The organism is Paractinoplanes abujensis, assembly GCF_014204895.1.
Lineage (GTDB): Bacteria > Actinomycetota > Actinomycetes > Mycobacteriales > Micromonosporaceae > Actinoplanes > Actinoplanes abujensis.
This window is the reverse complement of sequence record NZ_JACHMF010000001.1, coordinates 4,987,360-5,006,995: the sequence shown is the minus strand read 5'-3', so window position 1 is coordinate 5,006,995 and position 19,636 is coordinate 4,987,360. Positions and strand designations below refer to the sequence as shown.

Sequence of the window (19,636 nt, the reverse complement as noted above, 5' to 3'; positions counted from 1 at the left end):
TCACCATGTCGGGCGCCGGCCTGCGGGTCGTCAGTTACAACGTCCACGGCCTGAAGGACGACCGGGCCGCCCTGATCGGCCTGGTCCGTGACCTGGCCCCCGACGTGCTGGTCGTGCAGGAGGCGCCGCGCCGGTTCCGGTGGCGGCACAAGTGCGCGGCCCTCGCCGACGACCTGGGCCTCGTGGTGGCGGCCGGGGGGCTGCCCTCGCTGGGCAATTTGCTGCTGGTGAGTTTGCGGGTGGCGGTGCACGACACGTGGTGCATGCGCTACCCGCTGACCCCGGGCCGGCATCTGCGGGGCGCCGCGTTCGCCCGCGGTTCCGTGCGGGGTGGCAGTTTCACCGTGTCCGGGTCCCACCTGGCGACCGACCCCACCGAGCGGCCCCACCAGGCGGCGCTGTGGAAGGAGGAGCTGGGCCGGATCGAGGGGCCGGTGATCGCCGCGGCCGACCTCAACGAGGGCCCCGGCGGTGGTGCCTGGCGTACGGTGTCCGACGGCTTCACCTCGTACGGGGAAGCGCCTTCGACCTTCCCGGCGACCCTGCCCAACCGGCGGATCGACGGCATCTTCGTCACCCCGGACGTCGCGATCGAGAAGTACGACGTCGTCGACACCGACCGGGCCCGCCGCGCCAGTGATCATCTCCCGGTTGTCGTGGACCTGAGACTCCCTTCCGAGTAACCCTCGGGTTCTGGCAATATCGCCGGGTGCCCGACACCCCCGACATCGCCGACCGCCGTGACGCCGTGTGTGTCATCGGGGCCGGGGCCAGCGGTCTCGCCGCGATCAAGAACCTGCGCGAGCACGGCTTCGAGGTCGACTGCTACGAGCGGGAGACGTCGGTGGGCGGCGCGTGGAACTGGCGGCACGACCGCAGCCCGGTCTTCGCGGGCACCCATCTGGTCACGTCGCGGCCGCTGACCGAGTTCCCCGACTTCCCGATGCCCGACGCGTGGCCCGACTTTCCGGGCCACCGCCAGGTGTTGTCCTACCTGGAGCGCTATTCCCGGCATTTCGACCTGGAGCGCGACGTCTGGTTCGGCACCGAGGTCGTCTCGGTCGTGCCGGTCGGCGACGGCCGTTGGGACGTGACCACCCAGTCCACCGGCGGCGGGTCGTCCCGGGTGCAGCGGTACGCGGGTGTCGTGGTGGCCAACGGCCACAACTGGGCGCCGCTCAAGCCGAAGATCCCCGGCGACTTCAGCGGCCAGCTCATCCACTCGGCCACGTTGAAGGACCCGGCCCAGCTGCGCAAACGCAAGGTGCTGGTGATCGGTGGCGGCAACACGGGCTGCGACATCGCCGTCGAGGCGGCCCAGCAGGCGAGCACGGTCTGGCACTCGACGCGGCGCGGCTACTGGTACGCCCCCAAGTACGTGCTGGGCCGCCCGGCCGACCAGGTCAACGACCGCATGCTCCAGCTCGGCCTGCCGCTGCGCCTGCGTCAGTGGCTCTATCGCCGCGCGCTCGCGCTGACCACCGGCGACCTGACCCGCTACGGCCTGCAGGAGCCCGACCACCGCCCGTACGAAAGCCATCCGGTCGTCAACAGCCAGCTCCCGCTCCATCTGGGCCACGGGCGGATCACTCCGGTGCCCGACGTGACGAGCTTCGACGGGGCCGAGGCCGTGCTGGCCGACGGGCGCCGGATCGAGCCCGACCTGGTGATCACCGCCACCGGCTACCGGCCGCGCTTCGAGTTCCTCGCCCCCGAGCTGCTCGGCACCGGCGAGGACGGCCGCCCCGACCTGCACCTGCACGCCTTCGCCCGGCAGCACCCCACGCTGGCCGTGGTCGGGCTGGTGCAGGCCGACTTCGGGCTGTTCCCGATCGCGCACTGGCAGAGCGTGGCTGTCGCGCGGTGGCTGCGGCTGCGCCGGACCGACCCCGAGCGGGCCACGGCCGTCCAGCAGAAGGAGTCGACCCGGCCGGTCGCGAGCTGGTCGCGGCGACGGGTGGTGCCCGGGCCGCGGCACTGGTTCGAGGTCGACCACGCCGACTATCTGCGAGCCGTCGAGGGGCTCCTGCACGAGATGGAGCCCGCCCGGTGAGGTCCGAGCTGCTGCGCTTCGACGACTGGACGAACCCCGTGCCGCCGGTCGAGCGCGAGGTCGTCTCGATGACGGAGGAGACCGACGCCAAGCTGCCGCCGCTGCTCTTCGTGCCCGGCCTGGGCCACGGGGCGTGGGCGTTCGCCGAGCACTGGATGCCCGCGGCCGCCGCCCGTGGCTTCGCCGCCTACGCCCTCACCCCGCGCCCGGGTGGTGACCTGCGGGCCCAGGCCCACGACGTGGTGCAGGTGGCGGCGTCCCTGCCGCGCCAGACGGTGCTGGTCGGGCACGGGGCCGGCGCGCTCGTGGTGGCGTACGCGATGGGTCGTTATCCGGCCCGGGCGGCAGTGCTGGCCGCACCCGTCATGGACGGCTGGCCCGCCCTCGGGGCCGCGCTCCGGGTCAACCCGCTGGGCACGCTGCCCGCGCTCTTCGGCGGCCGGCTGCGGCTGCACCGCAAGCAGCTCTTCGGCCCGGACATGCCCGGTGAGCGGGCCGACGAGATCATCGCCCGGCTCGACGCCCGGCCCCGCCGCGAGCTGGTCACGCACGGCCCGGCGCCGCGGCCGGCCGGTAACCCGCCCGTGCTGGTGGTGGGCAGCCCCGACGACCGGGTCGTGCCACGCACGTCGCTGGACCGCACGGCCGCCCGTTACGGCGGCGCTCCGCTGCTCTTCCCCGGGATGGGCCACGAGCTGCTGCTCGAGGCGGCCTGGGCCGAGCCGATCGCGGCGATCCTGGACTGGCTGGGCAAGGAGCTGGAGACCTAAGGCACCAGGGCCTGGGACTGCTCGAGCGCGGTGAGGTAGGCCCGGGCCCAGGCGTGGATGTCGTGCGACGTGATGTGGTCGCGCATTGCCTTCATCCGGGTGGCCAGGTCTTCGGGCGCGGCTGCCAGGGCCTGCAGCAGGGTCTCCTTGAGCCCGTCGACGTCGTGCGGGTTGACCAGGAAGGCGTCGGAGAGCTCGGCCGCGGCCCCGGCGAACTCGCTGAGCACCAGGGCGCCGCTGTCGTCGCGCCGGGCCGCCACGAACTCCTTGGCGACCAGGTTCATGCCGTCACGCAGCGGGGTCACCACCATGACGTCGGCGGTCTGGTAGAGCGCGGCCAGGTCGGCCCGGTCGAACGGCTGGTTCAGGTAGTGGATCGCCGGCTCGCCGACCCGGCCGTACTCGCCGTTGATCCGCCCGACCTCACGCTCGATCCGGTCGCGCAGCCCGCGATAGCTCTCCACCTGTTCCCGGCTGGGCACGGCCACCTGCACCATCACGGTGTCGCGGACCTTGATGCGGCCGTCGCGCAGCAGCTCCGAGTACGCCGTGAGGCGGTGCTCGATGCCCTTGGTGTAGTCGAGCCGGTCGACGCTGAGCAGCACCCGCTTGTGCGCGCCGAGGTCGTGGCGCAGCTGGTGGGCCTGATTCACCACGTACGGGCGGGCGTTGAGCGTCCGCATCTCGGCCACGTCGATCGAGACGGGGAACGCGCCCGTCCGGACCACCCGGTCGTCCAGGATGATCGCGTCGTCGGCCCCGTGCGCGCCCAGCAGCTTGGCCGCCAGCTGAGCGACGTTGTGCGCCGCCTGGGGCCGCTGGAAGCCCACGAGGTCGGCCCCGAGCATGCCCCGCAGCAGCTCGACCCGGCGCGGGAGCTGCATGAACAGCTCGGGCGGGGGGAACGGGACGTGCAGGAAGAACCCGATCCGGACGTCGGGGCGCAGCTCGCGGAGCAGCTGGGGGACGAGCTGCAGGTGGTAGTCCTGCACCCAGACCGTGGCGCCGGGCTCGGCCACCTCGGCCGCGGCCTCGGCGAAACGCCGGTTGACGGCGCGGTAGGCCAGCCACCACTCGCGATCGAAGACGGGCTGCTCGACCGCGTCGTGATAGAGCGGCCACAGCGTCGAGTTCGCGAAGCCCTCGTAGTAGCCGCGCAGCTCCTCCTCGCTGAGCGGGACCGGGCGCAGCCGCAGCGTGCCGATGTCGGGCAGGTCGCGGGCCTGACCCGTGCCGCCGGCCCAGCCCACCCACGTCGCCGGGGTCTGTTCGAGGATCGCGTGCAGCGCGCCGGCCAGGCCGCCGGGACTTCGCCGCCACTCACACGCCCCGTCGGGCGCGACGTTGTCATCGAGGGGAAGACGGTTGGCCACGACGACCAGCGAACTCTGGCGCAGCATCACCGAAGGTTATCGGATGGCTACCCATATATATACCGACGGTGGTCTATGGAACATTTCACACCGCGGATCAGACGACCGCGCCGTCGTCGAAATCGTCCTCGTCGTCGCCGGAGCGCAGCCGCCAGACCAGCATCACGGCGCCGCCGACGATCGCCGCGAAACCGAGCATCGTCACGTAGTCGCGGTCGATCGGGATCAGCGTCGGAAACAGGAAGAGCAGGAACCCGACGACCACGCCCAGCACGCCGATGACCGCGTATTTCGAGATGCGGGGGAGCGGCGGGGGCGGGGGCGGGACGTACCGCTCCTCCTCGTCCTCGTCGCCGGGCAGGCCGGCGCCGAACGTGTCGAGGCCGTCGAGCAGCGACGGATCCTCGGCGGGCGGGTCGGTGCGCCGCCGGTTGAGCGAGACGCCGGAGAAGTCGGAGGCGTTGGAGAGCCCACCCGTACGCGGTGGCTCCTTGGGGCGTTCGATGGCCTCGGAGGCCGGCCAGGGGGCGGCGGTGGGGTCGACGGTCGTGTGGAACCCCGCGACGATCTTGGCCCACTCGGCCTCGATGTCGACGCCGCTCGACGGCTCGGCGGTCGGGTCGGCGGGCGGCGGCGCGGCCGGAGTGGGCGGCTCGCCCCCGGTCACCTTGTGCAGATGCTCGCGGGCGGCGTCGAGATGGGTGCGATCGACGTAGAGCCGGTCGATCGGCCGCGCGGGCAGGGTGGTGGCGCGCAGAATGGGGTTGAGATCGGCCGTGGGCTGCAGATAGGCCGCGATGCCACCGGCCGCCAGCACGTCGAGTAGGTGTTCGCCGACGCGCGGATCCACGTCGCCCGCGACCGCGTAATCGGCCGCGTCGAGCCCGTTGTCCCGCCGCCCGCGGCGGGCGCCACCCGCTGTCACTCCTGCACACTCCCTCGCCGACCGTGCCTTGAATGGTGACACGTCTTGGACAGTCTGCGGGAGTGCGTTGTGGCGCGCCGTCCCGCTTCGTACGCTTCCTAGACGCTCGGACGTCCCGGAAAGGACACCGTGTTCTACTGGCTGCTCAAGTTCGTGGTCCTCGGGCCCGTGCTCAAGCTTCTCTTCCGCCCCGATGTGCGCGGCCTGTCCCACCTGCCCCGCAACGGGCCGGTGATCCTGGCCTGCAACCATCTGTCGTTCTCCGATTCGATCTTCACACCCCTGGTGGTGGACCGGAGGGTGACGTTCGTCGCCAAAGCGGAGTACTTCACCGGCAAGGGGATCAAGGGCTGGCTCATGCGCCAGTTCTTCAGCGGAACGGGGACGATCCCGGTCGACCGTTCGGGCGGGAAAGCCGCCCAGGCGGCCCTGGACACACTGCTGCGGGTGCTGCGCGAGGGCGGGGTGGCCGGCATCTATCCGGAGGGCACGCGCTCGCCCGACGGCCGGCTCTACCGCGGCAAGACCGGCGTGGCCCGCCTGGTGCTGGAGAGCGGGGCCGTGGTGGTGCCGGTCGCGCTGCTCAACACCGACGAGATCCAGCCCACCGGCACCCTCATGCCCAAGGTCAAGCGCGTCCGGATGAGGTTCGGCGCGCCGCTGGACTTCTCCCGCTACGCGCAGGCCAAGGGCGACCGGTTCGTCGAACGGGCCATCACCGACGAGATCATGTTCGAGCTCATGGCGATGTCCGGCCGCGAATATGTGGATCAATACGCGGTCAAACCTAAGCCGCTGTCATCCCGGCTCGACGCCGCAGTGCCTGTAGAGCGGTGACGACGATGCGGCGGCCCTCGGTGCGCAGCCAGCCGCGGCTGGCGAACGAGCCGATCGCCTGATTCACGCTCTGCCGTGAGCCGCCCGCCATCTCGGCCAGCTGGCTCTGGTTGAGCTCGATCGTGATCATCGGGGCCTGACTCTCACCGGCCAGCCGCACCAGCGTCTTGGCCACCCGGCCGGGCAGGTCGAGGAAGACGTGATCGGTGTTCTGCTCGGTCAGGCGGCGGATCAGCGCGCCCACGGAGCGCATCACCGCGTCGAGGATGCGCGGGTTGGCGTGCACCAGATCGATGAAGGCCGACCGGGACAGCGTGAGCGCCTGGCAGTCCTCGATCGCCTCGGCCGAGGCGCTGCGGGCCGATGCGTCCAGAAGGGACACCTCGCCCAGCACGTCGGGCGGGCGCACCACGGTGAGCACCGCGCGCTCCCCGGTCGGGGCCGTGCGGAAGATGGCCACGGCGCCACGTTTGAGGATGATCAGTGATTCGCCGGGGTCGTGCTCGACGAAGATGATCTGTCCTTTGCGGTACGTACGCGGGACTGCCGTGGCGATGACCCGTTGCCGGACGTCCGGCTCCAGGCCGGCGAACATCTCCACGCCGGTCAGCGCGTCGCCGTTGTCCGGCATGCGATGGTCCACGGCGTCATCCCTCCCCCGGTGGGGGCCGTGTCGGCGAGTGTGGCCGCGCCGGCCCCACGACGCGAACGATCACTCTTAGCACACGGCAACCCGCCGGCGCCATTTCGGAGCACCCGTACCGCCGGTGCCTCATAGGATCATGTCGCGCTGGTCGCTATCTGTAAACACCTGAATGCCATGAGTGAAAGTGCTCCGGAGTGATCGCCTCATGGGGGGATCGCCCAGCCAGTCCGTCGCATTTACCTCTTCTGCCGTGATAATCCCGCCGTGCCGGATGCCGAGCTTCTTCGATCGACGTTGCGGGACGAGTGGCATCTCGTGCCCAGCGAGATCACCGCCCTCGACGACGTGCTGCTGTCCCGTGGCTGGGAGGTGACCGCCGGATCCCGTACGTACGTCGTCCGCCTCTGTGACCCCGGCGCGCGGCTCCCGGTGGAGGCCGGCCTGGTCGCCACCGAACGCCTGCGCGCCCGGGACATAGCGGCCGGTGAACCCGTGCGTACGCTCTCGGGCAGCCTCACCGCCCAGACCGAGGCCGGGGCGTTCGCCGTGCTGCACCGGGTGCCCGGGCGGCGCCTGGACGGCGGTGACCCGGTCGACCAGCAGTGGTGGGGTGATCGCCTCGGCGCCGTGCATCGCGCCCTGCAGGGCTTTCACCACCCGGGGCTGCGCTCGTGGCAGCCGCTCGACGCCGGCGCGGCCCACCTGGACGCCGAGCCGTGGCTGCGCGCCGCGGTCACGGAGGCGGCGGCCGCGGCCACCCGTCTGACGATCACCGACCGCCTCACGTACGGGGTGCTGCACGGCGACCCGGCACCCGGCGTCTTCGTGCTCGACCCCGGCACCGGCCGCGCCGGGCTGCTCGACTGCGGGGCCAGCGGGGTCGGCCCGCTGGTCTACGACGTGGCCGCGGCCGTCATCTACGCGGGGGGAGTGCCGCGGGCGGCCGAACTGCTCGACGGCTACCTCGCGGCCGGGCCGGTCGAGGCGGGCGAACTGGAGGCGGCCCTGCCGGTGCTGCTGCGCCTGCGCTGGGCCGTCAAGGCCGAGCGGGCCGCCCGCCGGGGCTGCTCGCAGGGGCTGCGACGCGCCCGGGAGGCCCTGGAGTCGGCCCCCGGCTGACGATGGGCAAGGATGGACCCGATGGTCTACCGCTATTTCTACGACTGCGAGTTCATCGAGGACGGGCGCGTGGTCGACCTGGTCTCGATCGGTGTCGTCGACGAGTTCGGCCGCGAGTTCTACGCGGTCAGCACGGAGTTCGACGACAGCCGCGCCATTCCCTGGGTGCGGCGCAACGTGCTCGACAAGCTGCCCTCGCCGTCGGACAAGGCGTGGCGTTCCCGCGAGCGGATCCGTGACGACCTCTACGCCTTCCTGACCGAGCCGGTCGCGGGCCGCGGCGAGCAGATCGAGCTGTGGGCCTGGTTCGCCGCGTACGACCACGTGGCGCTGGCCCAGCTCTGGGGCGCGATGCCGGCCCTGCCGCGCGACCTGCCCCGCTTCACCAAGGACCTGCGCCAGCTGTGGGACGACAAGGGCCGCCCGGCGCTGCCCTCGATGTCCGGCCGGCACGACGCCCTGGTCGACGCCCGGCACAATCTGGCCCGCTGGCGCGCGATGGGTGGCTGAGTTTGGTCCGTCCCGGGCCGGGAACGACCTGGGTATGACCGACATTGAGCAGGAACGCCGCGACAAGGTGAAGCAGATGATCGCGGACGCGCGCATCTGCATGCTGACCACGATGACGGCTGACGGCAAGCACGTCAGCCGGCCGATGGCGCTGCAGGACGTCGAGTTCGACGGCGACCTGTGGTTCTTCGCGTACTCCGACTCCGACCTGGTCGAGCAGATCGCCGTGCATCCGCAGGTGAACGTGTCGTTCAGCGACCAGAAGCAGAACAACTGGATCTCGCTCGCGGGCGAGGCCGTGCGTACGGACGATCCGGCGAAGGCCAAGGAGCTGTGGAGCGCGCCGCTCAAGGCGTGGTTCCCCGACGGCCTCGAGACCCCCAACCTCACGCTGGTCAAGGTGAACGCGGACACGGCCGAGTACTGGGAGGCCGCGCACAGCTCGAAGGTCGTCACTCTGCTCGGCTACGCCAAGGCCGCCGTCACCGGCAAGACCCCGGACGCGGGCGAGAACGAAACAGTCCGGCTTTAAGGGGCGGATGCATCACGGTGGTGGGCGGCGACTAGAGTTCGGGTCGCGGCCCGCCCCGGACCGGCAACGCTGCCGACGTGGGGTTCGACGGGCTATCTGACTTCTCGCATACCCCGATACAGGGAGGACGAGCACATGCGTATCGGCGTGCTCACCGGCGGCGGCGACTGCCCCGGTCTCAACGCGGTGATCCGGGCGGTGGTCCGCAAGGGCGTCGCCGCTTACGGCCACGAGTTCGTCGGCTTCCGCGACGGCTGGAAGGGCCCGCTCGAGGGTCTGACGAAGCCGCTCGGCATCGCCGAGGTCCGCGGCATCCTGCCCCGCGGCGGCACGATCCTGGGCTCCTCGCGCACGAACCCCTTCAAGATCGAGGGCGGCGTCGAGAAGATCAAGGCCAACCTGGCCGAGCAGGGCGTCGACGCGCTCGTGGCGATCGGCGGCGAGGACACCCTCGGCGTCGCCACCAAGCTCAACGACCTCGGCGTCAACGTCGTCGGTGTGCCCAAGACGATCGACAACGACCTCAACGCGACCGACTTCACGTTCGGCTTCGACACCGCGGTCAACATCGCGATGGAGGCCATCGACCGGCTGCACACCACCGCCGAGTCGCACCACCGCACCCTGGTCGTCGAGGTCATGGGCCGGCACGCCGGCTGGATCGCGCTGCACGCCGGCCTGGCCGGTGGCGCCAACGTGATCCTGCTGCCCGAGCGCGAGTTCGACGTCGAGCAGGTCGCGACGTACGTGACGAAGCGTTTCCAGGTCGAGTACGCGCCGATCGTCGTGGTCGCCGAGGGCGCGCACCCGCTCGAGGGCCAGATGGCGCTGCAGAGCCAGGAGCTCGACTCCTTCGGCCACGTCCGCCTGGGCGGCATCGGCCAGTGGCTCGCCGAGCAGCTCGAGGAGAAGACCGGCAAGGAGGCCCGTACGGTCGTCCTCGGTCACATCCAGCGTGGTGGCACCCCGTCGGCGTTCGACCGCGTGCTCGCCACCCGGTTCGGTCTGCAGGCGATCGACGCCGTCCACGAGGGCGATTTCGGTAAGATGATGGCGCTGCGGGGCACCGACATCGTGCGCGTGCCGCTGATCGACGGCACCGGTGAGCTCAAGACCGTGCCGCTGTCGCGGTACGAAGAGGCTGAGGTCTTCTTCGGCAGCTAGGTCGAGCTTTCTCGTAAGGGGCGGCTGTCGCGGTCGCCCCTTACGTGTTTTCCGGACGAGGGGCGTGAATGACCAAGCACAGTGTCGCCGTGATCGGCGCGGGCAAGCTCGGCGAGCTGGTCCTGGCCGGTCTGCTGCGCTCCGGCTGGGCGCCGCAACAGGTGCTGGCCACCACCCGGCGCCCCGAGCGCGCGGCCGAGCTGGCCGAGCGGCACGGCATCCGCCCCGTGCTCAACCTGACCGCGGTCACCCAGGCCGACGTGCTGCTGATCGCCGTGAAGCCGCAGGACGCGGGCGCCCTGCTCGACGACTTCGGCATGAAGGTGCCGCCCGACACGCTGGTCGTCTCGCTCTGCGCCGGCCTGCCCACCAGCTTCTTCTCCGAGCGCCTGCCCGGCGGCATCCCGGTCGTCCGGGTCATGACCAACACCCCGGCCCTGGTCGATCAGGCGATGACCGCGATCTCCGCGGGGCCGTACGCGACGGACGAGCACCTTGCGATCACCGAGGAGATCTTCCAGCCGCTCGGCCGCACCCTGCGCGTGCCCGAGAGCCAGCAGGACGCGGTGACCGCGCTCTCCGGCTCCGGCCCGGCGTATTTCTATCTGCTGGTCGAGGCCATGGTCGACGCGGGCATCCTGCTCGGCCTGCCGCGCCATGTCGCCCACGAGCTGGCCGTGCAGACCGCGGTCGGTTCCGCGGTCATGCTGCGCGACTCGGGGGAGCACCCGGTGCGCCTGCGCGAGTCGGTCACCTCGCCCGGCGGCACCACCGCCTCGGCCCTGCGTGAACTCGAGACGCACGGGCTGCGGGCGGCGTTCCTGACCGCCCTGGAGGCGGCGCGCGACCGGGCGCGTCAGATCGCGGCCGAGATGACCGCGGCTAGTACCAAATAGCGATCTTGGAGCCGTTCGTCTCCTCGGGCGGGCTGGGGTGGCTCAGTGCCGTCCCGGTGGCCATCCGGTGGGCCGACCAGGCCACCGCGGCGGCGTCCAAGATGTCGTCGGGCGGGGCCTGACCGGCCGGTCCGATCTGGTCGGGCAGCACGATCCCGTTGCGGGCCAGCAGCTCGCGCCGCCGGGCCTGTCCGGTCCACGTCTTCTTGGCGTGCTGCAGCGGCTCGCCCGCCATCGTGCGGAACGAGACCTCGGGGTGGGCCTCGAAGAGCAGGCCCGGGTGCCGCTCCCAGATCGCGTTGGCCTCGAGCAGCTTGGGGCGCAGGGCCCACGACTGCCGGCTCAGCCCGGCGCCGGTCAGTTCGCGGCAGAGCCGGTTGGCCGCGGTGAAGTCGGCCTCCTGCCAGACGGCGCGCGGCGGCACCCGGAAGACGCTGCCACGGCGGGGTCCCAGTTCCTCGGCCGCGAGGGTGTCGGCGGCCCGCCAGCGGTCGGGCAGCATGCCCAGGGGAATGTCCACGCCGATGACGGAGGCGCCGGAGCTGCCGGCGACGATCTCGTACAGCGTGGACGCCAGCACCGCCCGGCCGAACGCGCCGTCCCGCAGTTCGACGCCGACCCAGCCGAGCGCGTACGCATCGACACCTATAACTCGGACACTCATCGGCGGCGTGCGGCCAATCGGACAACGACGTCGGAGATGGTCATGAACGCAGACTACGCGCTGTGTCCGTCAGTGTGCACCCCGTAGCCGTCGGTGCGACAAAGTTAAGCCTTTGCGTAAACCCTCGTCACTGTCTTGACGATGGTGAATATCTGTGACTACGGTCTCCCTCAACGAACTTTTTGGAAACTTTCCTAACTGTTCAACGAGGAGACCCAGTGCAGATATCCCTCCGCCGCGCCACCTGGGTGTCGGCGATCGTAGTGGTGGCGGCCACTGCTGCGATCCCGGCCACCCAGGCGTCGGCCGCTGCGGCCTGTGCCCCCGCGTGGTCCTCGACCGCCGTCTACGTCAAGGACAACGTCGCCTCCCAGAACGGCCACAACTACACCGCCAAGTGGTGGACCCAGGGCGAGTCGCCCGCCACCAAGAGCGGCCAGTGGGACGTCTGGATCGACAACGGTGTCTGTGGCGGGACGCCCCCCACCACGCCCCCCACCACCCCGCCGACCACTCCTCCCACGACGCCTCCGACCACGCCCCCCACGACCCCGCCGACCACGCCGCCGACGACCACACCCCCCGGTCCCAGCGGTAAGAACGTCGTCGGCTACTTCGCTCAGTGGGGCGTCTACCAGCGTCAGTACTTCGTGAAGAACCTGGTCACCTCCGGCTCCGCGTCGAAGCTGACCCACCTGCTGTACGCGTTCGGCAACACCACCGGCGGCCAGTGCACGATCGGCGACTCCTACGCCGACTACGACATGGCCTACACCGCGGCCAACAGCGTGGACGGCGTGGCCGACACCTGGGACGCCGGCGCGCTGCGCGGCTCGTTCAACCAGCTGCGCAAGCTCAAGAAGGCGTACCCGAACATCAAGATCATCTGGTCGTTCGGCGGCTGGACCTGGTCCGGCGGCTTCACCCAGGCCGCGGCCAACCCGACCGCGTTCGCCAACTCCTGCTACAACCTGATCAAGGACCCCCGCTGGTCCGACGTCTTCGACGGCATCGACCTCGACTGGGAGTACCCGAACGCCTGCGGTCTGAGCTGCGACGCCAGCGGTCCCGCGTCGTACAACAACGTGATCACCGCGGTCCGCAACAAGTTCGGTAACAACTTCCTCGTCACCTCGGCGATCTCGGCCGACGGCTCCAACGGCGGCAAGCTCGACGTGGCCGACTACGCGTCCGGCATCTCGAAGCTGAACCTGGTCTTCCCGATGACGTACGACTACTTCGGCGCGTTCGCCCCGCAGGGCCCGACCGCCCCGCACTCGCCGCTCACCTCGTACTCGGGCATCCCGCAGCAGGGCTTCTGGTCCGACGCGGCGATCCAGAAGCTCAAGAGCAAGGGCGTCCCGGCCAGCAAGATGCTGCTCGGCATCGGCTTCTACGGCCGCGGCTGGACGGGCGTCAGCCAGGCCGCCCCGGGCGGCTCGGCCAGCGGTGCGGCCCCGGGCTCGTACGAGGCCGGCATCGAGGACTACAAGGTGCTCAAGAACAGCTGCCCGGTCACGGGCACGGTCGCCGGCACCGCCTACGCCAAGTGCGGCAGCAACTGGTGGAGCTACGACACCCCGTCGACCATCGCCGGGAAGATGTCCTACGTGAAGCAGCAGGGTCTCGGCGGAGCCTTCTTCTGGGAGTTCTCCGGCGACACCAGCAACGGTGAGCTGATCACGGCCATCAAGAACAACCTGTAAGCCTGCATCTCCTCAGTAAGAAGAAGCGGGGCACCGGGCGCAAGCCCGGTGCCCCGCTTCCGTACGCTTTCCCTCATGCAGCGAGAGTGGCATCAGCTCAGCTATCCGGGAGTGGGTCACCAGGCCCTGCAGACCTCCCGCCCGTCGACCGACTCCGCCGAGGACGAGGCGCTCGGCCTCGACCGCTGGCGCAGCCTGCCGAGGGTGCAGATGCCGCCGTGGGCCGACATGGACGAGGTCGCCTCGGTCTGCCAGGTGCTCGACAACGTCCCCTCGATCGTGGCGCCGTACGAGGTCGACCAGCTGCGGGTCAAGCTGGCCGACGTGTGCGAGGGCCGGGCGTTCCTGCTGCAGGGCGGTGACTGCGCGGAGACGTTCACCGACAACACCGAGAGTCACCTGCTGGCCAACGCGCGCACGCTGCTGCAGATGGCGGTCGTCCTGACGTACGGGGCCTCGATGCCCGTCGTGAAGGTCGCGCGCGTCGCCGGCCAGTACACCAAGCCCCGCTCCGCGCCGACCGACTCGCTCGGCCTGCCGGCGTACCGGGGCGACATGATCAATTCGCTCGACGCCAACGAGTCGGCCCGCGTCGCCGACCCCCAGCGCATGATCCGGGCCTACGCGAACTCGGCCGCGGCGATGAACATGCTCCGTGCCTACCTGGCGGGCGGCCTGGCCGATCTGCACGGGCTGCACGACTGGAACAAGGACTTCGTCCGGGCCTCGCCCGCCGGTGAGCGCTACGAGGCCATCGCGCGCGAGATCGACCGCGCCCTCGACTTCATCCGCGCCTGCGGCATGACCGACAGCGAGGCCCTCCGTACGGTCAGCCTGTACTGCTCGCACGAGGCGCTCGCGCTCGAATACGACCGCGCCCTGACCCGGGTCAGCGACGGCCGGGCGTACGGGCTCAGCGGGCACTTCCTGTGGATCGGCGAGCGCACCCGGCAGCTCGACCACGCGCACATCGACTACATCAGCCGGATCGCCAACCCGATCGGGGTCAAGCTCGGCCCCGGCACCTCGCCCGAGACCGCGATCGAGCTCTGCGAGAAGCTCAACCCGGACAACATCCCGGGCCGGCTCACACTGATCAGCCGGATGGGCAACGGGCGGGTCCGTGAGGCGCTGCCGCCGATCGTCGAGAAGGTGAACGCGTCCGGGGCCAAGGTCGTCTGGCAGTGCGACCCGATGCACGGCAACACGCACGAGTCGTCCAACGGCTACAAGACCCGTCACTTCGACCGGATCGTCGACGAGGTGCTGGGCTACTTCGAGGTGCACCGCGGCCTGGGCACCCACCCCGGCGGCATCCACATCGAGCTGACCGGCGAAGACGTGACCGAATGCCTGGGCGGCGCGCAGGGCATCGAGGACCTCGACCTGCCCGGCCGCTACGAGACGGCCTGCGACCCCCGGCTGAACACTCAGCAGAGCCTCGAGCTCGCCTTCCTTGTCGCGGAGATGCTTCGTGGTTGATCTGCGTTCCGACACCGTCACCCGGCCCACCGCGGCGATGCGCGAGGCCATGGCATCCGCCCCCGTCGGCGACGACGTCTTCGGCGACGACCCGACGGTGAACGAGCTGGAGGCGTACGTCGCCTCGCTGTTCGGCCACGAGGCGGCGCTGTTCTGCCCGTCCGGCACGATGGCCAACCAGATCGCGCTGCAGCTGCACGTCCAGCCCGGCGCCGAGCTGCTGGCCGGCGGGGACGCGCACGTCGTCACGTACGAGCTGGGCGCGGCCGCGGCCCTCGGGGGCATCACGACCCGCACGTGGCCGTCGGTCGGGGCCGACCTCGACGTCGAGCAGATCGCCGGGATGATCCGGCCCGCGGGCTATCCGTCGGTGCCGACGCGGGCCATCGCCGTCGAACAGACCCACAACCTGGGCGGCGGCTCGGTGGTGCCGCTCTCCGTTCTCCAGTCGCTCCGCGAGGCGTCCGAAGGCATCGCCCTGCACTGCGACGGCGCCCGCATCTGGCATGCGCACGTCGCGGACGGGGTGCCGCTGACCTCGTACGGGGCCGTCTTCGACACGTTGTCGGTGTGCCTCTCCAAGGGTCTCGGTGCTCCGGTCGGGTCGCTGGTCGTCGGCAGCCGCGAACGCATGGCCCAGGCCCGCGTGATCCGCAAGCGGATGGGCGGCGGCATGCGCCAGGTCGGCATTCTGGCCGCGGCGGGGCGGCACGCGCTGGAGAACCACATCTCGCGCCTGGCCGACGACCACGCCCGGGCCCGACGGCTGGCCGAGGCGCTGGCCCCGCTGGGAGTGGTGGACCCGGCCAAGGTCCGCACCAACCTGGTGCCGCTCGATCTGTCGAAGTCGTCGCTGGACTCGCCCACCCTGGCCGCACTGGCCGCGAAGCAGGGCGTGCTGATCGCCCCGATGCTGCCCGACGTCGCCCGCGTGGTGACACACCTGGACGTGGACGACGAGGGCGTGGATCAGGCGATCGTGGTGCTGGGCGGCCTGCTGAGCGGCGCCTGACCCCGGCTGCCGGCCCGGCGGGGCCATGCGGGGGCTACGCGATCGACGTCGTTCAGGCCGCCAGCTTGACCGCCGGGGCGGGAGCGTACGGGAGGCCGGCGCGGTGGTGGCGGCGGCAGAGGACGACGTAGCGGGTCTCGGCGTCGGCGTCGGTGTTGCCGACCAGGACCGTGTCGCCGTCGTGGACCATGACGCCGTGGCTGACCCGGGCGTTCATGCGGGCCGGCTGGCCGCACCAGCACATCGGATAGACCTGCAGCGCCTCGACCACGTCGGCCAGCACGACCAGGCGGGACGAGCCGGGGAACTGGTCGCCGCGGAAGTCGGAGAGCAGGCCGAAGGTGAACACGTCGATGTCGTGGTCGTCGGCCAGCCCGGCCAGCTGATCGACCTGATCGGACGAGAGGAACTGAGCTTCGTCCAGGATGACGTGGTCGACCGGTGCGCCGGGCTGAGTGAGCACGACGTGGGCGAGGTCGGTTCCGGCGCCGAACTCGATGGCGTCGGCGCTGATCCCGATGCGCGACGAGACGATGCCTTCGCCGGCCCGGTCGAGGCGGGTCATCAGGAGGCCGTTGCGTCCGCACGCGGCGTACGTGTGCCGGTACTGCAGCACCATCGTGCTCTTGCCACTGTTCATCGCCGCGTATCGGAAGTGCAGTTGAGCCACCGCGGAAGCATATAAAACGATCTTTGGAAGCGATGCAGCGCCATGCTCTCGAAGCAGATAGTTGGATAGCGGATCATCTGTTACGGTCAGAGGCATGAGCCCTTCGACCGATCGGCGCATGGGCGCCCTCACGGTGCTGTGCGCGATGTCCCTGATGATCGTGCTGGACAGCACGATCGTCGCCGTCGCCGTCCCCGACATCCAGCGCGACCTCGGCTTCACCGACGCCGGGGTGTCCTGGGTGGTCAACGGCTATCTCGTGGCCTTCGCGGGCCTGCTCCTGCTGGCCGGGCGGCTCGGTGACCTGGCCGGGGCGTGGCGGGTCTTCCTGGCCGGGCTGACCCTGTTCACCGCGGCCAGCCTGCTCTGCGGGTCGGCGACCACGGCGGGCCTGCTGATCGCGGGCCGGTTCGTCCAGGGCGCGGGCGGCGCGCTGGCCGCGGCCGTGGTCATCGGCATGATCGTGCGGCTGTTCCCGGAGCCCGCGGCGCAGGCCCGCGCGATGGGCATCTACAGCTTCACCCAGGCCGGCGGGGCCGCGGCCGGGTTCGTGCTGGGCGGCCTGCTGACCGACGCGCTCGGCTGGCCCGTGATCTTCCTGATCAACGTGCCGATCGGTGTCGCCGTGTACCTCTTCGGCCGGCGTCTGCTGCCCCGCGAGACCGGCCCGGGGCTGGGCCGCGGGCTCGACGTGCCGGGCGCCCTGCTGATCACGGCCGGACTCTCGCTCGGCGTCTACGCGATCGTCGGGTCCTCCGTCGCCGCCGCGGCCGCGGCCGTCCTGCTGATCGCGGGTTTCCTGCTGCGGCAGCGACTGGCCCGCCACCCCCTCATCCCGCTGCGGATCCTGAGCCGCCGCCGGCTGCTGATCGCAAGTGCCGCCGTCGTGCTGGTCTTCGCCACCGGCATGGGCTTCCAGTTCATGAACGCGCTGTTCGTGCAGCGGGTCATGGGCTACGACGCGCTCGGCACCGGCCTGGCCTTCCTGCCCACCCCGATCGTGATCGGCCTGGTCTCGCTGTTCGCCGCGCCCCGGCTGACCGGCCGGTTCGGCCCGCGCCCGGTGCTGATGGCCGGCCTGACCGTGCTGGTCGGCGGCCTGCTCCTGCTGTGGCGGGCGCCGGTCGCGCCGTCCTACGTGGCCGACATGCTGCCCGGCCTGATCATCATGGGTCTCGGCATCGGCGTCACCATCCCGTCGATCATCATGCTGGCCATGAGCGGCGCCGCGCCCGCCGACACCGGCGCGGCCTCGGGCTTCGTCAACACCGCGCAGCAGGCCGGGGGCGCGCTCGGGCTCTCGGTGCTGGCCGCGCTGGCCGCCGACCGCACCGGTTCTTCGTCCTCGGTGGCCGCGCTGCACGCCGGCTACACGCTCGCCTTCCTGGTGGCGGCCGGTTTCGTCCTAGCCGCCCTCCTGATCACGGCGATCCTCCTCCGCCGTGATCAGGACCCGACTGCTCCCGTACGGCATGTCGAGACCACAACCGCACAGGCATAGCTCGCGAGGCTCACCGCAAGCGCCGCGCCATCATCGGCCGCGCGTTCACCAGCAGGCCTGGTCGGCTCGCGTCGCCGCCCGCCAGGGCCACCTCGACCGGACCGAGGGCTCGCACAACACGCTCCGCCGGCATTCCAACCTCGGCTACCGAAGTCCCGCCGTCTACAGAACGGAGCTGCACATCGAGCTGTCCGCTGATCAGGGCAGGTTCAACGACGGCTACGTCAAGTCTGTCGCACTGGCGCCCATGACCATGTTCGGCCCACCTCGCAAGAGCACGAAGCCTCGCTCTCTGGCCCAGGCGTACCTCCTGTCGACTGGCTCCTTCTCCTGGTCCAGGCTGCACATGAGATACGGGAACGCCTTCGCGGTCCGACTTGCGAAATGCCTGAGAAGCTTCGTGCCCAGTTCGGTTCGAGGCTGTGCGACGACCACTAGCTCGACCCATCCGTACGGCCCTTGATGACCGGCCTGGTCGGCCAGTTCCGCATACTCGGCGTCGGCCGCGAACCCGTAGACGATGCCAGTCACTCGCGGGTCGATGTCATCTGGGCCATCCAGTGCAACAAAAGCGATGGTGCCCTCGTAGCTGTTCAGATGATCGTCCCAGCCTTTCTCATGAAGCAGGGTCTCCACAGAATCGTGATGGTGAGGGCTGAGCGGCACGATGGTCACGGATCATTCCTACAGGCCGGTGGCCGATGGACACGCGAGTTCCCGGTCATCCGCTCAACCCTTACAAGTTGTAGGCGGGCGAACGGACGAAGCGCGGTGTGAGGCTGTAGTACCCGGCCGGTCGGGTTCGAGGGGGCAGCCATCACCTCAACGAGCTGGGTGGCGTGACAGTTCGTATTACCAATCGGTGGCTGCGGCGGCCGATGGGGAGTACGGCCAGGCGGCCCGCACGGTCGAACCGGTGCAGGTTCGCGCCGGGTGACGGACTGTCCATGAGCTGTCTGAGGTGGCGGCAGCACCTTCGAGCATGAGCCGGCTGAGGCGTTGGGCGAGGTCGAGCGCATCCGGGGGCTGGTAGTCGGCGATGGGCAGTTCGACGCCGGTTCCTCTTAGCGGCCGCGGGCCCGGCGTACGGGCTGGGGACCCTGGTCGCGCGTGGTGTCGGCCAGCCGGCCCAGGGCTTCCACGAAAGCCGTGCGGGCGGCGGCGGGCAGGCTGCTCAACGCGTCGGCGTGCACCTCGTCGACGATGCGCTGGCCCTCCTCGGCGGCGAGGCGGCCCTTCTCGGTGACGGCGATGATGCGGGCCCGGCGGTCAGTGGTGGAGGGGCGGCGTTCGGCCAGGCCGCGGCTTTCCAGGTCGTCGACGGTGCTGACCATGGTGGTCTTGTCCATGTCGGCCAGGGCGGCCAGCTGGATCTGGGTGCGCTCCTCCTCGAGGGCGTGCACCAGCACGCACTGCATGCGCGGCGTGAGGTCGATGCCGGCCAGAGCTGCGGCGAGGCGGTTGGTGAGCGCGTGGCCGGCCATGTTGAGCAGGCCGGTGACGTCGCGCTCGGTGCGTTCGGGAGCCGACATGGGGCCAGCGTAACTCGGATTATCCGCTAGCGGATGATCCGGGGCCGGGACGGTCGGCGGACCTGCCCCCGTGTCGGCCCGCCGCCCGGCCCGGCGGCTCCGATGTGGACAACCGTACGATCCGCAACGGTTCACTCACAACCGATTAACGATCACGTCGGGCAGGGGGAGCGAGGCAGGAGCGGGGGACTGGGTTCGCGGGCGTAGGCGGCGGGGAGCGAGGCAGGAGCGGGGACTGGGTTCG

20 protein-coding genes are annotated in these 19,636 nt (G+C 70.6%); 13 read left to right on the top strand and 7 right to left on the bottom strand.

What is annotated here, in order from left to right; genetic code table 11:
* Positions 1 to 5 precede the first annotated feature (5 nt).
* From BKA14_RS22545 to BKA14_RS22535, 3 genes are all read left to right on the top strand, one after another.
* Positions 6 to 683 carry an endonuclease/exonuclease/phosphatase family protein gene (locus BKA14_RS22545; RefSeq protein WP_184952874.1) on the top strand — a complete coding sequence of 226 codons (678 nt, stop codon included), beginning with the start codon at positions 6 to 8 and terminating at the stop codon, positions 681 to 683.
* 26 nt (positions 684 to 709) lie between these two features.
* Positions 710 to 2,053, top strand: a complete 1,344-nt coding sequence (locus tag BKA14_RS22540; RefSeq protein ID WP_184952873.1) for a flavin-containing monooxygenase — start codon at positions 710 to 712, stop codon at positions 2,051 to 2,053.
* A gap of 68 nt (positions 2,054 to 2,121) precedes the next feature.
* Complete coding sequence (locus tag BKA14_RS22535; RefSeq protein WP_184956894.1) at positions 2,122 to 2,823, top strand: alpha/beta hydrolase; 702 nt, start codon at positions 2,122 to 2,124, stop codon at positions 2,821 to 2,823.
* Here the strand turns inward: BKA14_RS22535 and BKA14_RS22530 are convergent.
* Together BKA14_RS22530 and BKA14_RS22525 are read right to left on the bottom strand one after the other, a co-directional pair.
* Positions 2,820 to 4,220 (bottom strand): alpha,alpha-trehalose-phosphate synthase (UDP-forming), encoded by a 1,401-nt coding sequence (locus BKA14_RS22530; protein ID WP_184956895.1) that lies wholly within the window; start codon positions 4,218 to 4,220, stop codon positions 2,820 to 2,822. The genes BKA14_RS22535 and BKA14_RS22530 overlap by 4 nt on opposite strands.
* 73 nt (positions 4,221 to 4,293) lie before the next feature.
* Positions 4,294 to 5,121 carry a DUF308 domain-containing protein gene (locus BKA14_RS22525; RefSeq protein WP_184952872.1) on the bottom strand — a complete coding sequence of 276 codons (828 nt, stop codon included), beginning with the start codon at positions 5,119 to 5,121 and terminating at the stop codon, positions 4,294 to 4,296.
* Positions 5,122 to 5,250: 129 nt separating this feature from the next.
* Here BKA14_RS22525 and BKA14_RS22520 point away from each other — a divergent pair, with 129 nt between their 5' ends.
* Positions 5,251 to 5,958, top strand: a complete 708-nt coding sequence (locus BKA14_RS22520; protein ID WP_184952871.1) for a lysophospholipid acyltransferase family protein — start codon at positions 5,251 to 5,253, stop codon at positions 5,956 to 5,958.
* Here the strand turns inward: BKA14_RS22520 and BKA14_RS22515 are convergent.
* On the bottom strand, positions 5,909 to 6,589 hold the full coding sequence (locus BKA14_RS22515; protein ID WP_221477949.1) for a Crp/Fnr family transcriptional regulator: 681 nt from the start codon (positions 6,587 to 6,589) through the stop codon (positions 5,909 to 5,911). The genes BKA14_RS22520 and BKA14_RS22515 overlap by 50 nt on opposite strands.
* A 279-nt stretch (positions 6,590 to 6,868) precedes the next feature.
* Here BKA14_RS22515 and BKA14_RS22510 point away from each other — a divergent pair, with 279 nt between their 5' ends.
* The 5 genes from BKA14_RS22510 to proC all read left to right on the top strand — a co-directional run bounded on the left by BKA14_RS22510 (position 6,869) and on the right by proC (position 10,825).
* Positions 6,869 to 7,723, top strand: a complete 855-nt coding sequence (locus BKA14_RS22510; protein WP_184952869.1) for a phosphotransferase enzyme family protein — start codon at positions 6,869 to 6,871, stop codon at positions 7,721 to 7,723.
* Positions 7,724 to 7,744: 21 nt separating this feature from the next.
* The gene (locus BKA14_RS22505; protein ID WP_184956893.1) at positions 7,745 to 8,233 is read left to right on the top strand and encodes a polyadenylate-specific 3'-exoribonuclease AS; all 489 of its coding nucleotides are present in this window, start codon (positions 7,745 to 7,747) and stop codon (positions 8,231 to 8,233) included.
* A 34-nt stretch (positions 8,234 to 8,267) separates the two neighbouring features.
* Complete coding sequence (locus tag BKA14_RS22500; RefSeq protein ID WP_184952868.1) at positions 8,268 to 8,765, top strand: pyridoxamine 5'-phosphate oxidase family protein; 498 nt, start codon at positions 8,268 to 8,270, stop codon at positions 8,763 to 8,765.
* A 135-nt stretch (positions 8,766 to 8,900) separates the two neighbouring features.
* Complete coding sequence (locus BKA14_RS22495; RefSeq protein ID WP_184952867.1) at positions 8,901 to 9,929, top strand: 6-phosphofructokinase; 1,029 nt, start codon at positions 8,901 to 8,903, stop codon at positions 9,927 to 9,929.
* A gap of 68 nt (positions 9,930 to 9,997) precedes the next feature.
* On the top strand, positions 9,998 to 10,825 hold the full coding sequence (gene proC, locus BKA14_RS22490; protein ID WP_184952866.1) for a pyrroline-5-carboxylate reductase: 828 nt from the start codon (positions 9,998 to 10,000) through the stop codon (positions 10,823 to 10,825).
* On the opposite strand, the gene BKA14_RS22485 is transcribed toward proC, so the two are convergent.
* Positions 10,812 to 11,489, bottom strand: a complete 678-nt coding sequence (locus BKA14_RS22485) for a DUF429 domain-containing protein (RefSeq protein ID WP_184952865.1) — start codon at positions 11,487 to 11,489, stop codon at positions 10,812 to 10,814. The two genes, proC and BKA14_RS22485, sit on opposite strands and share 14 nt — an antisense overlap.
* A 218-nt stretch (positions 11,490 to 11,707) precedes the next feature.
* Here BKA14_RS22485 and BKA14_RS22480 point away from each other — a divergent pair, with 218 nt between their 5' ends.
* The 3 genes from BKA14_RS22480 to BKA14_RS22470 all read left to right on the top strand — a co-directional run bounded on the left by BKA14_RS22480 (position 11,708) and on the right by BKA14_RS22470 (position 15,689).
* Positions 11,708 to 13,195, top strand: coding sequence for a glycosyl hydrolase family 18 protein (locus tag BKA14_RS22480; protein WP_184952864.1), 1,488 nt, complete (start codon positions 11,708 to 11,710; stop codon positions 13,193 to 13,195).
* A gap of 75 nt (positions 13,196 to 13,270) precedes the next feature.
* Positions 13,271 to 14,677 carry a class II 3-deoxy-7-phosphoheptulonate synthase gene (locus tag BKA14_RS22475; RefSeq protein WP_184952863.1) on the top strand — a complete coding sequence of 469 codons (1,407 nt, stop codon included), beginning with the start codon at positions 13,271 to 13,273 and terminating at the stop codon, positions 14,675 to 14,677.
* Positions 14,670 to 15,689 (top strand): threonine aldolase family protein, encoded by a 1,020-nt coding sequence (locus tag BKA14_RS22470; RefSeq protein ID WP_184952862.1) that lies wholly within the window; start codon positions 14,670 to 14,672, stop codon positions 15,687 to 15,689. The genes BKA14_RS22475 and BKA14_RS22470 overlap by 8 nt, the downstream gene beginning before the upstream one ends.
* Positions 15,690 to 15,741: 52 nt before the next feature.
* Here BKA14_RS22470 and BKA14_RS22465 read toward each other — a convergent pair whose 3' ends face one another.
* On the bottom strand, positions 15,742 to 16,359 hold the full coding sequence (locus BKA14_RS22465) for a thymidine kinase (protein ID WP_184952861.1): 618 nt from the start codon (positions 16,357 to 16,359) through the stop codon (positions 15,742 to 15,744).
* A 94-nt stretch (positions 16,360 to 16,453) separates the two neighbouring features.
* On the opposite strand from BKA14_RS22465, the gene BKA14_RS22460 reads away from it, so the two are divergent.
* Positions 16,454 to 17,860, top strand: a complete 1,407-nt coding sequence (locus BKA14_RS22460; protein WP_239092764.1) for an MFS transporter — start codon at positions 16,454 to 16,456, stop codon at positions 17,858 to 17,860.
* 219 nt (positions 17,861 to 18,079) lie between these two features.
* Here the strand turns inward: BKA14_RS22460 and BKA14_RS22455 are convergent, their stop codons facing one another.
* Both BKA14_RS22455 and BKA14_RS22450 read right to left on the bottom strand, forming a co-directional pair.
* On the bottom strand, positions 18,080 to 18,535 hold the full coding sequence (locus BKA14_RS22455) for a hypothetical protein (protein ID WP_184952860.1): 456 nt from the start codon (positions 18,533 to 18,535) through the stop codon (positions 18,080 to 18,082).
* 389 nt (positions 18,536 to 18,924) lie between these two features.
* A complete protein-coding gene (locus tag BKA14_RS22450; RefSeq protein ID WP_184952859.1) occupies positions 18,925 to 19,392 on the bottom strand; it encodes a MarR family winged helix-turn-helix transcriptional regulator in 468 nt (155 codons plus the stop codon).
* Positions 19,393 to 19,636: the final 244 nt, after the last annotated feature.

What these genes read in the sequence shown, in the direction of transcription:
- BKA14_RS22545 (WP_184952874.1), top strand. Translation starts at nt 6, where the DNA reads ATGTCGGGCGCCGGCCTGCGGGTCGTCAGTTACAACGTCCACGGCCTG.
- BKA14_RS22535 (WP_184956894.1), top strand. Translation starts at nt 2,122, where the DNA reads ATGACGGAGGAGACCGACGCCAAGCTGCCGCCGCTGCTCTTCGTGCCC.
- BKA14_RS22515 (WP_221477949.1), bottom strand. Translation starts at nt 6,589, where the DNA reads ATGCCGGACAACGGCGACGCGCTGACCGGCGTGGAGATGTTCGCCGGC.
- BKA14_RS22505 (WP_184956893.1), top strand. Translation starts at nt 7,745, where the DNA reads ATGGTCTACCGCTATTTCTACGACTGCGAGTTCATCGAGGACGGGCGC.
- BKA14_RS22500 (WP_184952868.1), top strand. Translation starts at nt 8,268, where the DNA reads ATGACCGACATTGAGCAGGAACGCCGCGACAAGGTGAAGCAGATGATC.
- BKA14_RS22495 (WP_184952867.1), top strand. Translation starts at nt 8,901, where the DNA reads ATGCGTATCGGCGTGCTCACCGGCGGCGGCGACTGCCCCGGTCTCAAC.
- proC (WP_184952866.1), top strand. Translation starts at nt 9,998, where the DNA reads ATGACCAAGCACAGTGTCGCCGTGATCGGCGCGGGCAAGCTCGGCGAG.
- BKA14_RS22485 (WP_184952865.1), bottom strand. Translation starts at nt 11,489, where the DNA reads ATGAGTGTCCGAGTTATAGGTGTCGATGCGTACGCGCTCGGCTGGGTC.
- BKA14_RS22475 (WP_184952863.1), top strand. Translation starts at nt 13,271, where the DNA reads ATGCAGCGAGAGTGGCATCAGCTCAGCTATCCGGGAGTGGGTCACCAG.
- BKA14_RS22460 (WP_239092764.1), top strand. Translation starts at nt 16,454, where the DNA reads ATGAGCCCTTCGACCGATCGGCGCATGGGCGCCCTCACGGTGCTGTGC.
- BKA14_RS22450 (WP_184952859.1), bottom strand. Translation starts at nt 19,392, where the DNA reads ATGTCGGCTCCCGAACGCACCGAGCGCGACGTCACCGGCCTGCTCAAC.